Annotated in this window: 12 protein-coding genes; 10 read left to right on the forward strand and 2 right to left on the reverse strand. The window is 45.4% G+C overall.

Features of this window, described 5'->3' with window-relative positions; translation table 11 throughout:
- Positions 1 to 2 precede the first annotated feature (2 nt).
- On the reverse strand, positions 3 to 1,127 hold the full coding sequence (ald, locus tag F0232_RS06245; protein WP_008224299.1) for an alanine dehydrogenase: 1,125 nt from the start codon (positions 1,125 to 1,127) through the stop codon (positions 3 to 5).
- Positions 1,128 to 1,283: 156 nt separating this feature from the next.
- On the opposite strand from ald, the gene lrp reads away from it, so the two are divergent.
- The 6 genes from lrp (at position 1,284) to F0232_RS06275 (ending at position 9,165) form a co-directional block, all read left to right on the forward strand.
- Positions 1,284 to 1,778 carry a leucine-responsive transcriptional regulator Lrp gene (lrp, locus tag F0232_RS06250; RefSeq protein WP_004734558.1) on the forward strand — a complete coding sequence of 165 codons (495 nt, stop codon included), beginning with the start codon at positions 1,284 to 1,286 and terminating at the stop codon, positions 1,776 to 1,778.
- Positions 1,779 to 1,941: 163 nt separating this feature from the next.
- A complete protein-coding gene (locus F0232_RS06255; RefSeq protein WP_105059263.1) occupies positions 1,942 to 5,112 on the forward strand; it encodes a DNA translocase FtsK 4TM domain-containing protein in 3,171 nt (1,056 codons plus the stop codon).
- A gap of 83 nt (positions 5,113 to 5,195) precedes the next feature.
- A complete protein-coding gene (lolA, locus tag F0232_RS06260; protein WP_004741992.1) occupies positions 5,196 to 5,792 on the forward strand; it encodes an outer membrane lipoprotein chaperone LolA in 597 nt (198 codons plus the stop codon).
- Positions 5,793 to 5,862: 70 nt separating this feature from the next.
- Complete coding sequence (locus tag F0232_RS06265) at positions 5,863 to 7,212, forward strand: replication-associated recombination protein A (protein WP_105059264.1); 1,350 nt, start codon at positions 5,863 to 5,865, stop codon at positions 7,210 to 7,212.
- A 143-nt stretch (positions 7,213 to 7,355) separates the two neighbouring features.
- Positions 7,356 to 8,663 carry a serine--tRNA ligase gene (gene serS, locus F0232_RS06270; RefSeq protein ID WP_105059265.1) on the forward strand — a complete coding sequence of 436 codons (1,308 nt, stop codon included), beginning with the start codon at positions 7,356 to 7,358 and terminating at the stop codon, positions 8,661 to 8,663.
- A gap of 235 nt (positions 8,664 to 8,898) precedes the next feature.
- On the forward strand, positions 8,899 to 9,165 hold the full coding sequence (locus F0232_RS06275) for a DksA/TraR family C4-type zinc finger protein (protein WP_061031776.1): 267 nt from the start codon (positions 8,899 to 8,901) through the stop codon (positions 9,163 to 9,165).
- Between the two features lie 133 nt (positions 9,166 to 9,298).
- Here the strand turns inward: F0232_RS06275 and bioA are convergent, their stop codons facing one another.
- On the reverse strand, positions 9,299 to 10,579 hold the full coding sequence (gene bioA, locus F0232_RS06280; protein WP_061031775.1) for an adenosylmethionine--8-amino-7-oxononanoate transaminase: 1,281 nt from the start codon (positions 10,577 to 10,579) through the stop codon (positions 9,299 to 9,301).
- A gap of 159 nt (positions 10,580 to 10,738) precedes the next feature.
- On the opposite strand from bioA, the gene bioB reads away from it, so the two are divergent.
- Genes bioB through bioD form a run of 4 tightly spaced genes read left to right on the forward strand, consistent with a single transcriptional unit; the run spans position 10,739 to position 14,437 of the window.
- Complete coding sequence (gene bioB, locus F0232_RS06285; RefSeq protein ID WP_105059266.1) at positions 10,739 to 11,791, forward strand: biotin synthase BioB; 1,053 nt, start codon at positions 10,739 to 10,741, stop codon at positions 11,789 to 11,791.
- A complete protein-coding gene (bioF, locus tag F0232_RS06290; RefSeq protein WP_105059267.1) occupies positions 11,778 to 12,953 on the forward strand; it encodes an 8-amino-7-oxononanoate synthase in 1,176 nt (391 codons plus the stop codon). Before bioB ends, bioF begins: the two co-directional genes overlap by 14 nt.
- Positions 12,954 to 13,757: a malonyl-ACP O-methyltransferase BioC gene (gene bioC / locus F0232_RS06295; protein ID WP_105059268.1), complete on the forward strand. Its 804-nt coding sequence runs from the start codon at positions 12,954 to 12,956 to the stop codon at positions 13,755 to 13,757. It begins immediately after the preceding gene.
- Positions 13,754 to 14,437, forward strand: coding sequence for a dethiobiotin synthase (gene bioD / locus F0232_RS06300; RefSeq protein ID WP_061031771.1), 684 nt, complete (start codon positions 13,754 to 13,756; stop codon positions 14,435 to 14,437). Before bioC ends, bioD begins: the two co-directional genes overlap by 4 nt.
- Positions 14,438 to 14,526: the final 89 nt, after the last annotated feature.

Here is a 14,526-nt window from a genome sequence, read left to right on the forward strand (position 1 = left end):
CATTAGTTGAACATCGCGATAGCTTCAGCTGGATCTACGTATTCTAGGTCAAAGCTCTCTGCAACTTCTTTACAAGTCACTTTACCGTGAATCACGTTAAGACCTTCTAGGAAGCCTTTGTCTGATAGAAGTGCTTCGCGGTAACCTTTGTTCGCTAGCTTAACAATGTAAGGAAGTGTTGCATTGTTTAGTGCGTAAGTTGAAGTGCGAGCAACAGCACCAGGCATGTTTGCAACACAGTAGTGAACTACGTCGTCAACGATGTAAGTTGGATCTGCGTGTGTCGTCGCGTGCGAAGTTTCGAAACAACCGCCTTGGTCGATAGCAACGTCAACAACCGCTGAACCTGGTTTCATCTTAGCGATGTGCTCTTTTGTAACCAGTTTAGGTGCTGCTGCACCAGGGATCAGTACTGCACCAATCACTAGGTCTGCTTCTAGAACATGCTTCTCGATAGCGTCTTCAGTAGAATAAACCACTTTTGCGCGACCTTGGAATTCTTCATCAAGGCGACGAAGCGTGTCCACGTTGCGGTCTAGAATCGTTACATCAGCGCGAAGGCCAACAGCCATACGTGCTGCGTTAGCACCTACAACACCGCCGCCAACAACAACAACTTTCGCTGGTTCAACACCAGGAACGCCGCCTAGAAGAAGACCACAACCACCGTTAGATTTCTCTAATGTTTGTGCACCTGCTTGAATAGACATGCGACCAGCTACTTCAGACATTGGTGCTAATAGTGGCAAGCGACCCATATTATCTGTTACAGTCTCATAGGCTACGCAGACAGCTTTGCTCTTGATAAGCTCTTCAGTTTGTGGAAAATCTGGTGCAAGGTGTAAATAAGTAAATAATATTTGCCCTTCGCGAAGCATAGCTCGCTCGACAGCTTGAGGTTCTTTAACCTTTACAATCATCTCTGCTTTCGCGAAAACGTCAGCAGCAGTAGGAAGAATGGATGCGCCTACAGCGATGTAATCATCGTCTGAAAAACCGATACCAGTACCGGCATTGGTTTCAACAAAAACTTGGTGGCCGTGTGAGATTAGTTCTCTCACGCTAGCTGGGGTCATACCAACGCGGTATTCGTGGTTTTTGATTTCCTTAGGTACGCCAATGATCATCCTGACTCCTCATTTTATTTTGGTTGTTTTATCTATGTGTAGGGTAATTCTGTCGAATTAATATCTAGTATAGATATGTTCAGATAAAATTTGATACTGAATATTAAAAAGTTGTAGTATATTTTTTTGCAAGGAAGTAATAAGGTGGAATAAAAAATGGCAGACAATTATAAGAAGCCGTCCAAGGAACTAGATCGTATTGACCGCAACATTCTTAATGAGTTGCAAAAAGACGGTCGTATCTCGAACGTTGAACTCTCAAAACGAGTAGGACTTTCTCCGACTCCGTGTCTTGAGCGTGTTCGTCGTTTAGAACGTCAAGGTTACATTACTGGGTACACAGCGCTGCTGAACCCACAGTACCTTGATGCTTCACTTTTAGTGTTTGTTGAAATTACGTTGAACCGTGGTGCGCCAGATGTGTTCGAACAATTCAACACCGCTGTGCAGAAACTGGATGACATCCAAGAGTGTCATTTAGTGTCGGGTGACTTTGACTATCTTCTAAAAACACGTGTATCTGATATGGGTGCTTACCGTAAGCTACTGGGTGATACGTTACTTCGTCTACCGGGCGTAAACGACACTCGAACCTACGTAGTAATGGAAGAAGTGAAACAAACCAACCAACTTGTGATTAAAACTCGTTAGTCATAATTGGTGAAATGAAAGAAAGCGGACATTTGTTCCGCTTTCTTGCTTCCTGGAATTGGGTTTTTTGGTTTGATATGGTTAAATCAACAGTAGTTTCATTGAAACGGGCGGCCTGTGCCGCTCGCTATGTTTTTATCTCGTTTAATTATTAAGTTGGTTTATGTTCAAGCAGAGCAGTAATAAAGTAGAAACAATCATTAAAACGAGTGAAGAGCCCCAGTCTTCTCGTTTAAATGGTTCTCAACGCCTTAAAGAGTGCAGCCTGATACTGGGTGTTCTTTTCTCTATTCTACTTGCCGTTGCGTTATTAACCTTTAGCCCAGCCGATCCATCATGGTCGCAAACGGCGTGGGGTGGTGACATTCAAAACGCGGGTGGCTATCTAGGAGCATGGCTAGCAGATACGCTTTTCTTTGTGTTTGGCTCTCTGGCTTATCCACTGCCGATCTTAGTGACCGTTGCCGCATGGGTCTTATTCCGTAAGCGTAATGAAGATGAGCAGATCGACTTTATGTTGTGGGGTACTCGTTTACTTGGTTTGACAGTGCTCATTCTGACCAGCTGTGGTTTGGCAGACATTAACTTTGATGATATTTGGTACTTCTCGTCAGGTGGTGTGGTTGGTGACGTGTTAACGAGCCTTGCACTTCCAACGTTGAATATTTTGGGTAGTACGCTTGTGCTTCTTTTCCTTTGGGGGGCAGGTTTTACGCTTCTCACTGGTATTTCTTGGTTAAGAATTGTTGAATGGTTGGGTGAAGGCGCAATCAAACTCTTTACTTCAACGGTTAACAAAGCTCGTGGTCAAGACCAAGAATTGCTTGAGCCGGAACTGAAAGAGTCAGCAGACCGAGCTCCACAGCAAGATCTACGTCAACAGCCAACATACCGCGATGACGAAGTGAAAGAGCAATATGCTGAGCAAGAAGAAGCTCTCGATCCTGCAATGAGCTTCTCAGCGACCAATGATCCTTCTGGTATTGCAACAAACGCATCTAAAGAGGGTGTTGCAGAGAAGCGTCATTACAATATTCATATGCCAACAGAAGCGCCGGTTAAGCAGCAAGCGCCTGCTTCTCAAGACCAAGTTTCTCGAGTGACTCAACCACCTGTTGCTCCTCAACCAGAGCAGCCAATTGCTGTTCCTCCTGTTTATCAAGCGCCACAAGAGCCATTGGAAGAGGGCGTTGAGCGTTCTAAGCAGTTAAATGCGACCATAGAGCAGCTAGAAAGTGCTGCAATGTATGAAGATGATCTTGCTGAGCAAGATCAGACAGATGCACATGAATCTCAAGCTGCTTATCAGCAATACATGCAGCAAGAACAGGAGCCAGTTCGTCCTACTGAACCTATTGTGGATGCGACTACAGAAACAGCTCTTGATGCTCAATATGCACAACCAGAGGTTGATAGTGAAGCTCACGAGTCTACAGAGTTTGATGCTGATGACGTTCAGCCTGAATCTTTGTATGCCTTACCTATGGGCGAGCTAGATGCTGATACTCAAGATGATTTCTCAGCGCACAGTGCACCATTTGATGCGCCTGAAGAGCAAGGCTACGAGCAGCCTTCTGAGTTTGATTCTGAAACAGTAGAGAGTGATATCGAAGAACAACCTGAACCATTCTCATATCAGCAAGAGCAAGCTGCACAACCTGCCGTTTTGGATGAAGAGCCTGCGATTGATCTGCCTTGGGAAGAAGTCTCGGAAGATGAAGACCTGAATCAGGATAAAGACGTTGCGGCTTTCCAGAACATTGTTTCTGAAGCGCAAGCAAACATGGCAGCTGCACAAAACCCATTCTTGGTTCAGCAGGAAGTTAATTTGCCGAAACCGGCTGAGCCACTACCGACACTTGAGCTTTTGTTCCACCCTGAGAAACGTGAAACATTTATCGACCGTGATGCACTAGAAGCAATTGCGCGTCTGGTTGAATCCAAGCTAGCGGACTACAAGATTAAAGCGGACGTTGTTGATATTTTCCCTGGTCCAGTTATCACTCGATTTGAGTTGGATTTGGCACCTGGTGTGAAAGTAAGCCGTATTTCTGGCCTATCTATGGACTTGGCTCGCTCATTGTCTGCGTTGGCGGTACGTGTAGTTGAAGTAATTCCGGGCAAACCTTATGTTGGTTTGGAGTTGCCAAACATGAGCCGTCAAACCGTATTCTTCTCAGACGTAGTGGGCAGCGAGCAGTTCCAAGAAGCGAAATCACCGACAACAGTGGTGTTAGGACAAGATATTGCAGGTGAAGCTGTGATTGCTGACCTAGCTAAGATGCCACACGTTCTCGTTGCGGGTACTACGGGTTCTGGTAAGTCGGTTGGTGTGAACGTAATGATCTTGAGTATGCTGTATAAAGCATCGCCTGAAGACGTTCGTTTCATTATGATCGACCCGAAAATGCTAGAGCTTTCAGTATATGAGGGCATTCCTCATCTACTATCTGAAGTCGTTACTGACATGAAAGATGCGTCGAATGCACTTCGTTGGTGTGTTGGCGAAATGGAACGTCGTTACAAGCTGATGTCAGCACTCGGTGTTCGTAATATCAAAGGCTACAACGACAAGCTTAAGATGGCTGCCGATGCAGGTCACCCAATCCACGATCCATTGTGGAAACCGGGCGATAGCATGGACCAAGAAGCGCCATTGCTAGAGAAGCTGCCATACATTGTGGTTATCGTCGATGAATTTGCCGACTTAATCATGGTGGTAGGTAAGAAGGTTGAAGAACTGATTGCACGCTTGGCACAAAAAGCTCGTGCAGCTGGTGTTCACTTGATTCTTGCAACTCAGCGTCCATCAGTTGACGTTATTACAGGCCTGATTAAAGCCAACATTCCGACGCGTGTTGCCTTTACGGTATCAACTAAGACCGACTCTCGAACCATTCTTGACCAAGGTGGCGCAGAATCGCTGCTTGGTATGGGTGATATGCTTTATTTACCGCCAGGTTCTAGCCATACGATCCGTGTTCACGGTGCGTTTGCGTCAGATGATGATGTACACGCGGTGGTAAACAACTGGAAAGCACGCGGCAAGCCAAATTACATTGATGAAATCACTAATGGCGAGCAAACACCAGAAACCTTGCTTCCGGGTGAGAAAATGGAAGGTGATGAAGAGGTTGATCCTCTGTTTGATCAAGTAGTCGAGCATGTTGTTCATTCACGCCGTGGTTCAGTTTCTGGCGTACAGCGCCGATTCAAGATTGGTTACAACCGAGCGGCACGAATTGTGGAACAGCTTGAGGCGCAAGGCATTGTAAGTGCTCCAGGCCATAACGGTAACCGAGAAGTCTTAGCACCAGCGCCACCGAAAGAGTAATCGCTTAATTGTGTAGATAGGAACTCAACCCTTAATAATCGGTCATAGCTTTATGACCGATTTACCTTGGAACAGGATTATTAATGAAAAAAGTATTCGCACTTTTATTTATGAGCTTCTCAGTGTTTGCTTCTCCGAAAGAAGAGTTGAGTAGCCGCTTGGCATTGAACGCAGGGTTTAGCGCTGACTTTAAACAAGTGGTAACAAGCCCTGACGGCGATGTTGTAATGGAAGGTGAAGGCACGGTTGAAATTGCGCGCCCAAGCTTATTCCGCTGGGAAACCACGTTCCCGGATGAGAACCTATTAGTCTCTGATGGTCAGAGTTTGTGGTATTACAGCCCGTTCATTGAGCAAGTCAGTATTTACTGGCAAGAACAAGCGACATCGCAAACGCCTTTTGTACTGCTGACACGCAACCAAGAGAGCGATTGGGATAACTACAATGTAGCGCAATCGGGTAACCAATTTACACTAACACCAACGGCAGTTGACTCTAATCAGGGTGACTTCCAGATTAATATCAATGAAAAAGGCATTGTTCAGGGCTTTAATGTGATTGAACAAGACGGTCAAAAAGGCGAGTTTACTTTCAGTAATGTGAATTTGGGTAAACCAGCGGCAGACCGCTTTACTTTTGTGGCACCGGAAGGTGTCGAGGTCGACGACCAAAGAAACTGATCGAATCAAGTCGATCGTTTGGTAGTACGTCGATAGGCATTAATGCCATCAACGAATCAAGAGATTGCAATTGAGTAATTACAGCTTAGATTTTGCAGGGGACGAAGATTTTCGTCCCCTTGCTGCTCGTATGAGACCAGAAACTGTAGAGCAGTATATTGGTCAGCAGCACATATTAGGTCCAGGTAAACCTCTTCGTAGAGCTCTGGAAGCGGGGCATATCCACTCGATGATTTTGTGGGGGCCTCCTGGTACTGGTAAAACCACGCTCGCAGAAGTGGCCGCCAATTATGCCAATGCAGAAGTGGAGCGTGTGTCCGCCGTGACATCGGGTGTGAAAGACATTCGCATCGCTATTGAAAAAGCGCGTGAAAACAAGCATGCAGGGCGCAGAACCATCTTGTTTGTGGATGAGGTCCATCGCTTTAATAAAAGCCAGCAAGATGCTTTTCTGCCTCATATAGAGGACGGCACGGTTACCTTCATTGGTGCAACCACAGAAAACCCTTCCTTCGAGTTAAACAACGCTCTGTTATCTCGTGCGCGAGTGTACAAGCTGACATCTCTCAATACCGATGATATTGCGACGGTAATACGTCAAGCGATTGAAGATAAGCAGCGTGGCCTTGGTGATGTACCTGCACACTTTGCTGATAATGTTTTGGATCGCTTAGCTGAGTTAGTGAACGGTGATGCACGTATGTCGCTCAACTACCTTGAGCTGCTGTACGACATGGCAGAAGACAACGACAAAGGCGAGAAAGCGATCACCTTACAACTGCTTGCTGAAGTGGCGGGTGAGAAAGTGGCTCGCTTTGATAACAAGGGTGATATTTGGTACGACCTAATATCAGCTGTTCATAAATCGATTCGTGGTTCAAAACCTGATGCAGCTTTGTACTGGTCGGCTCGAATGATTGCAGCAGGCTGTGATCCGCTTTATATCGTTAGGCGTTTATTGGCGATAGCTTCTGAAGATATTGGTAACGCGGACCCTCGTGCTATGCAGGTTGCTATGTCTGCTTGGGATTGCTTTACACGCATTGGCCCTGCAGAAGGTGAACGCGCGATCGCACAGGCGGTTGTCTATTTAGCGTGTGCACCAAAGAGTAATGCGGTTTATACAGCTTGGAAGCAAGCCTTAACCGATGCTCATAATCTTCCTGAGTATGAAGTGCCTCATCATTTACGAAATGCACCGACAACTTTGATGAAGGACATGGGCTATGGACAAGAATACCGTTATGCTCACGACGAACCAGGTGCCTACGCGGCGGGTGAAAAGTATCTGCCTCCTGAAATGGGCGAGAAACAATACTATTTCCCAACAAAACGAGGCTTAGAGACCAAAATTGGCGAGAAGCTAGATTATCTGGCGGATTTGGACGCAAAAAGCCCACAAAAACGCTATGAAAAGTAGTCTTTTTTGGATATCTTTACCTAGTCATAAAATTCAGATTAAATCGTTACAAATTGGTTGAAATAGCACCAGTTTTAGGGGTTTAGTGGTGATTCGGTAGCCAAGCTACTGAATATTCAAATAACTAAAGCATAGGATTAGCAATGCTGGATTCTAAATTACTTCGAGCTGAGCTGGATGAAACAGCGGCAAAATTAGCACGTCGAGGCTTTGACCTTGATGTAGAGACAATTCGTGAACTTGAAGAAAAGCGTAAGTCCCTTCAGATGAAAACTGAAGAGCTACAAGCGTTACGTAACTCTCGATCGAAGTCCATTGGTCAAGCGAAAGCAAAAGGCGACCATGAAGAAGCTGAGCGTATCCTTGCTGAAGTAGGCAACTTAGGCGCAGAACTAGACCAAGCTAAAGCAGCATTGGCTGAGCTTCAATCTGATCTAGAAACGATCACTATGTCTATTCCAAACCTGCCAGACGACTCTGTGCCAGAAGGTAAAGACGAAGATGATAACGTTGAAGTTTCTCGTTGGGGTCAACCTAAGACTTACGACTTCGAAGTGAAAGATCACGTTGATCTTGGCGAAATGTCTGGCGGTCTTGATTTTGCTAGCGCAGTAAAAATCTCAGGTTCTCGTTTCATCGTGATGAAAGGCAAATTTGCACGTCTACACCGTGCGATTGCTCAGTTCATGTTGGACCTTCACACTGATGAGCACGGCTACACAGAAATGTACGTACCGTACCTAGTGAACCACGATAGCCTATACGGCACAGGTCAACTTCCTAAGTTTGGCGAAGACTTGTTCCACACAAGCCCGCTAACTGAGCAAGTAAGTGATGTTCCTCTTAAGACGCTATCACTTATCCCTACTGCGGAAGTACCGGTAACGAACATGGTTCGCGATACCATTACAGACGAAGCTGAACTGCCACTTAAGATGACAGCTCACACACCATGTTTCCGTTCTGAAGCGGGTTCTTACGGTCGTGACACTCGTGGTCTTATCCGTATGCACCAATTCGACAAAGTTGAACTAGTACAAATTACTAAGCCAGAAGACTCTATGGCTGCTCTTGAAGAGCTAACAGGTCACGCTGAAAAAGTACTTCAACTTCTAGAGCTTCCTTACCGTAAAGTGGTTCTATGTACTGGTGACATGGGCTTCGGCGCTGCGAAAACTTACGACTTAGAAGTATGGGTTCCAGCACAAGAGACTTACCGCGAAATCTCTTCTTGTTCAAACATGTGGGATTTCCAAGCTCGTCGTATGCAGGCTCGTTTCCGTCGTAAAGGCGAGAAGAAACCTGAACTTGTGCACACACTAAACGGTTCTGGTCTTGCTGTTGGTCGTACTATGGTTGCGATTCTTGAGAACAACCAAGAAGCAGATGGCCGTATTGCTATCCCAGCAGTACTTCAGCCATACATGGGCGGCGTAACGCACATCGGCTAATCGTTTTACGATTTAATGAGTCCATAAAATATTGAAAACCCAGCCTATTGGCTGGGTTTTTTATTGCCTTAATAATAGGTTGGTGCATTCCTTAGCTACTTTCATTTCAGTACTATTACCATAGTGTAATAGTATTTTGTTATTTTTGGTTATTATTACTTAATTTATATGTAGCTATAATGTCCTCTTACCGCGGTAGGTATAGATTTTCTCGTTTATGTATTGAGGAGGGCTTATGGCCGTAGGGTGGGCTGGAGACGACAGTGTCAGCCAGCAAATACAAAACACCATCGATGATGAGATCTCTCGTGTAAGAGGGAACCTTCGAGGTGGTGAGAGTTTGCGTTATTGTGATGAGTGTGGCGACGAGATACCAGAACAAAGACGACTCGCGATAAAAGGCGTTCGTTTGTGTATCGAATGTCAGTCATTATTAGAGCATGACGCACATCGACATTCATTGTTTAACCGTCGAGCAAGTAAAGATAGTCAATTGCGTTAAACTGACGGATATCTTCAAAATAGATAAGGCCTTACTTTTATGTAAGGCCTTTTAGTTTTATTAAATGATTTATTACTGAAGATATACGGAAATAATCATCGCTCTTGTTTAGAACAATAAACGCATTATTTAATTACGATTTAAAGCAATGAGCATTTTTTAATGCAGTATCGATAGCAGCGACCAATTTCTCGATATGTTGTGGTTCGCTAATAAACGGAGGCATCATATAAATTAACCTTCCAAATGGACGAATCCAAACACCTTGCTCGACAAAGTGAGCTTGTATAGCTTCCATCTCGACAGGTGAATGGGTTTCAACTACACCAATAGCGCCCAACCAGCGAACGTCTTTAACCAGTGCATGCTCTCGCAAAGGTGGCAGCAATTCAGAGAAAAGCTGTTCAATTTGTAGGGTTTGATTTTGCCAATGGCCTTGTTCTATGAGGGATAAACTCGCTGCTCCAACGGCACAAGCTAACGGGTTACCCATAAAAGTCGGGCCGTGCATGAAGCAACCTGCCTCACCTCCACATACGGTGTCCGCGACTTCTTTGCTTGCTAGTGTTGCTGAGAGCGTCATATAACCACCAGTCAGAGCTTTGCCGACACACAAAATATCCGGTTGAATATCTGCATGCTCGCAGGCAAACAGTTTGCCTGTGCGGCCAAACCCGGTCGCAATCTCATCTAAAATCAACAGCACGTTAAACTCATCACAAAGCAAGCGAACTTGTTTCAAGAATTCAGGGTGATAAATACGCATACCGCCAGCGCCCTGAACGATTGGCTCTAAGATCACGGCGGCGACTTCTTCATGGTGTGCGGATAGCTTTTCACGAAAACTATCAATGTCACTTGGGTTCCAATCATCCCAAAAGCCAGTCTTTGGCGATTCAGCGAAAATATGCTCAGGTAAAAAGCCCTTATAGAGACTGTGCATTGAGTTATCGGGGTCTGTCACTGACATCGCAGCGAACGTGTCACCGTGATAACCATCTCTCAGCGTTAAGAATTTAGAGCGAGGTTGTCCTTTCGCATGCCAAAATTGAAGTGCCATTTTCAGGCTCACTTCTACCGCGACTGATCCTGAATCAGCCAAAAATACGTGTTCTAGATTGTCTGGTGCTAGTTTTAGAAGTTTCTTACATAAATCGATAGCCGGCTGGTGGGTGATGCCACCAAACATGACGTGTGAAACCTTATCGATTTGGCTGTGTGCGGCTTCGTTTAAGACAGGGTGATTGTATCCGTGGATCGTTGACCACCAAGAAGACATGCCATCAATAATTCGATTTCCGCCTTCTAGTTCTAGGTAAACGCCGTCTGCATTGGTAACAGGATAGCAGGTCAGAGGTGTTAACGTTGATGTGTAGGGATGCCAGATATGCTGGCGATCAAAGGCGAGATCCATAACGATTTCCGTTCTTGTTGTGATTAAAAAATAACCAGATGTAAACTTTTGTTATTATCAATGTGTTGACAGTCTAAAGCTTGTCGGTAGACTAGCCAAGCATAAATGCAATCTCTATTGATGGAGATGCGACATCAAATAATAAAAAAGGATCGACACGTGGAAGTTCGTCATGACTGGACAGTCGCTGAAGTAAAGGCACTGCTTGAAAAACCATTTATGGATTTAATGTTTGAAGCACAACTGGTTCACAGACAGTACCAAGAGCACAACCACGTGCAGGTGAGTACGCTGTTATCGATCAAAACAGGTGCCTGTCCTGAAGATTGTAAATACTGCCCTCAAAGTGCTCATTATCGAACTGATGTCGATAAAGAGCGCCTGATGGAAGTTGAACGTGTGCTGGATGCCGCACAAAAAGCGAAGAATGCGGGCTCAACACGTTTCTGTATGGGGGCAGCATGGAAGAACCCTAAAGAGCGCGATATGCCACACCTTACCGATATGATTAAAGGTGTGAAAGGTATGGGGCTAGAAACCTGTATGACACTTGGCATGCTAACGCCTGAACAAGCAGGTGAGTTAGCAGATGCAGGATTGGATTACTACAACCACAATCTTGATACCTCTCCAGAGTTTTATGGCAGCATTATCACCACTCGTACCTATCAAGATCGTCTAGACACGCTATCTCACGTTCGTGATGCAGGTATGAAGATCTGTTCGGGCGGTATTATTGGTATGGGCGAAAGCACTAATGACCGTGCGGGCTTGCTAGTTGAACTGGCTAACCTTCCGGTACACCCAGAGAGTGTACCTATCAACATGCTCGTTAAAGTGAAAGGCACACCGATGGAAAACGTCGATGATGTTGAGTCTTTCGACTTTATTAAATTGATCGCGATTGCTCGCATCATGATGCCTAAGTCTGCGGTTCGTTTATCTGCAGGTCGTGAGAACATGAACGAACAAATGCAAGCGATGTGTTTCATGGCGGGTGCAAACTCTATCTTCTATGGCTGTAAGCTACTGACTACGCCAAACCCGGATGAAGATACAGATATACAGCTGTTCAAAAAGTTGGGTATCAACAGCCGAGAAGTGGCTCAAAAGCCAGATGAAATTCAAGAAAACGAACTGTTAGATCAAGTGGTGGAGCGCGTTGCAGCTCGCCCTACGAAAGATGACATGTTCTACGATGCCACGGTTTAAATCTCGCATTGAAGAAGCCCTTGTTCATCGCCGTGAGCAAGGGTTAACTCGTCAACTCAAGGTGCTTGAAAACAGTAATGGTCCATTGCTTAGTAGTGAAGGTTCATCCTTCATAAACTTTTCGAGTAATGACTATTTGGGACTGGCGAACGATCCTGAGTTGGTCGAAGCATGGCAAAACGGGTTGTCTCAGTATGGCGCTGGCAGTGCAGCGTCGCCATTAGTCACCGGGTTTAGCCCAGCTCATCGAAACCTAGAAGCTCAGCTGTGTGGGTGGCTTGGCTTCGAACGTGCCATTCTTTTTAGTTCTGGATTCAGCGCTAATCAAGCCCTGTTGTTTTCTTTGCTCGAGAAAGATGACGTCTTGCTACAAGACAAGCTTAATCACGCCTCTTTGATGGAAGCGGGTGTACTTTCTCCTGCCACAATGAAACGCTTTAAGCACAACGATGTGCAGCACCTTGAGTCGTTACTAAGCCGTTCTCCCCAATCGTTAGTCGTGACGGAAGGCGTTTTCAGCATGGATGGTGACCAAGCCCCTCTCGATATCATGTCTTGCTTGACCAATCGACACGACAGTTGGTTGGCGGTTGATGACGCTCATGGCATCGGTGTATTAGGCGACAGAGGGGCAGGAAGCTGCAATGCTGCGCAAATCACACCTGATATTTTGGTGGTGACCTTCGGTAAAGCATTTGGTCTCTCCGGTGCTGCGATTCTATGTTCAGCCGAGGTGGGTGATTACTTAACCCAGTTTGCACGTCATCATGTCTATTCGACGGCAATGCCGCCCTCACAGGCTGTCGCTTTGTCGCATGCTTGTCAGATGATTCAAACCCAAGAGTGGCGCAGAGAGAAACTGACAGAGTTAAGTGCTCATTATGCGGAGCAGATGAAATGCGTACCGGGCTTTGTTGATACCAAGACTCCGATTAAGCCATTGGTGATAGGCGAAGCACAGACGACATTATCGGTCGCAGATGAGTTAAAAAATAATCAGATTTGGGTGACAGCAATCAGGCCGCCAACTGTACCAGCAGGAACAGCTCGTTTGAGAATCACATTAACTACCAATCACACTCAAAAACAGGTTAGCCAGTTAAGCAGTTTGTTACTTAAAGCTATCGAATCCAGACCTGTATTAAAGGAAGAGGCTCAGTAAATGTCACAAGAAGCAGTAGTGCATGAATACCTAGGCCAAGACAAAAGTGCAATTGCCGAAGCGTTTGGTAAGGCAGCAACTACCTATGATAAACACGCTGAGTTTCAGCGCGATGTTGGTCACCGATTGCTGGATAAGCTACCAAACGATCTTTCTGGTGTTAAGGTGCTCGATCTTGGTTGCGGGACGGGCTATTTTTCAGAGCAATTGTTGAATCGTGGTGCAGAAGTGGTTTGTGCCGATCTCTCTATTGGAATGCTAGAGAAGGCAAAGCAGCGTTGTGGTTCTGCCGTCTCTTTATATCAGCAAGCTGATGCCGAACAATTGCCGTTTGCAAATGGAAGCTTTGACATTGTTTTTTCGAGCTTAGCTTTGCAATGGTGTGACGATTTATCGTCACCGTTGAAGGAGATGAAGCGTGTGACTGTAGCGGGTGGGCGGGTTATTTTCTCAACTTTGCTCGATGGATCACTGTTTGAGTTAGAAAAGTCATGGAGCAAAATTGACGCACATCAACACGTTAACCATTTTATTACAATCAATCAGGTAAAAATTGCGTTAGCGCAATCTAGCTGTACGGTTCATCAACTAGACTTGCCCACCATCACCGTTTGGTACGACACTTCATTTGAACTGATGCGCGACCTTAAAGGTATCGGCGCTAATCACGTAAGTGGTCGCTCACAAGGTTTAACAAGTCGTCGCATGTTGCAGCTTGTTGAACGGGAATATCGAGAGTTTAAAAACCATCAAGGTTTCTTACCAGCAACATATCAAGTTTGTTTAGGGGTTATTCAATTATGATTGATGCAGTATTCATTGCAGGTACGGATACCGAAGTGGGAAAAACTGTGGTTTCAAAAGCGATTCTTCAAGCTTTGGCCGCACAAGATTTATCAACAATTGGTTATAAGCCAGTTGCTGCAGGGTGTGAAAAGTACCCTGAAGGGTTGCGTAACAGCGACGCGCTGCATCTTCAAGAAGCGGCGACGCAAGATATTGCTTACGAAGACGTTAACCCATACGCATTGTTACTACCATCATCACCTCACATCGCAGCCAAGCATGACGGTGTCGTGATTGATGAAGCGGTATTATCGGCGAAACTAGACGAGCATAAGCAAAACTCTGACATCGTTCTAGTTGAAGGTGCTGGTGGCTGGCGTGTACCGGTTTCAGATGACGAATACTTGTCTAGTTGGGTTAAAAAAGAGCAGCTTCCAGTTGTATTGACGGTTGGTATTAAGCTGGGTTGCTTGAGCCATGCGCTGCTAACTGCTGAAGCGATTCGTGCTGACGGCTTAAACCTAGTAGGTTGGGTGGCTAACCGTATTAATCCAGGCACTGAACATTACGCGGATATTATTGCGATGCTTGAAGATAAGCTAGGTGCACCAAAGTTAGGTGAAATCCCTTACGTACCAAAAGCGAAGTCTAAGAATATTGGTAAGTACATTGATGTAGCACCTCTACTGAATCTTTAACAGCTGATCTTGGTTTGTAGAGAATATTTCGATTTCTAATCGTTTCTGCGTACTGATTTCATGAAAACCGAGTGGAATCTATTCACTCG

This window comes from Vibrio sp. T3Y01 (assembly GCF_013114525.1).
GTDB lineage: Bacteria > Pseudomonadota > Gammaproteobacteria > Enterobacterales > Vibrionaceae > Vibrio > Vibrio chagasii_B.

What these genes read in the sequence shown, in the direction of transcription:
- bioA (WP_061031775.1), bottom strand. Translation starts at nt 10,579, where the DNA reads ATGGATCTCGCCTTTGATCGCCAGCATATCTGGCATCCCTACACATCA.
- serS (WP_105059265.1), top strand. Translation starts at nt 7,356, where the DNA reads ATGCTGGATTCTAAATTACTTCGAGCTGAGCTGGATGAAACAGCGGCA.
- F0232_RS06255 (WP_105059263.1), top strand. Translation starts at nt 1,942, where the DNA reads ATGTTCAAGCAGAGCAGTAATAAAGTAGAAACAATCATTAAAACGAGT.
- lrp (WP_004734558.1), top strand. Translation starts at nt 1,284, where the DNA reads ATGGCAGACAATTATAAGAAGCCGTCCAAGGAACTAGATCGTATTGAC.
- bioF (WP_105059267.1), top strand. Translation starts at nt 11,778, where the DNA reads ATGCCACGGTTTAAATCTCGCATTGAAGAAGCCCTTGTTCATCGCCGT.
- F0232_RS06275 (WP_061031776.1), top strand. Translation starts at nt 8,899, where the DNA reads ATGGCCGTAGGGTGGGCTGGAGACGACAGTGTCAGCCAGCAAATACAA.
- bioD (WP_061031771.1), top strand. Translation starts at nt 13,754, where the DNA reads ATGATTGATGCAGTATTCATTGCAGGTACGGATACCGAAGTGGGAAAA.
- ald (WP_008224299.1), bottom strand. Translation starts at nt 1,127, where the DNA reads ATGATCATTGGCGTACCTAAGGAAATCAAAAACCACGAATACCGCGTT.
- lolA (WP_004741992.1), top strand. Translation starts at nt 5,196, where the DNA reads ATGAAAAAAGTATTCGCACTTTTATTTATGAGCTTCTCAGTGTTTGCT.
- bioC (WP_105059268.1), top strand. Translation starts at nt 12,954, where the DNA reads ATGTCACAAGAAGCAGTAGTGCATGAATACCTAGGCCAAGACAAAAGT.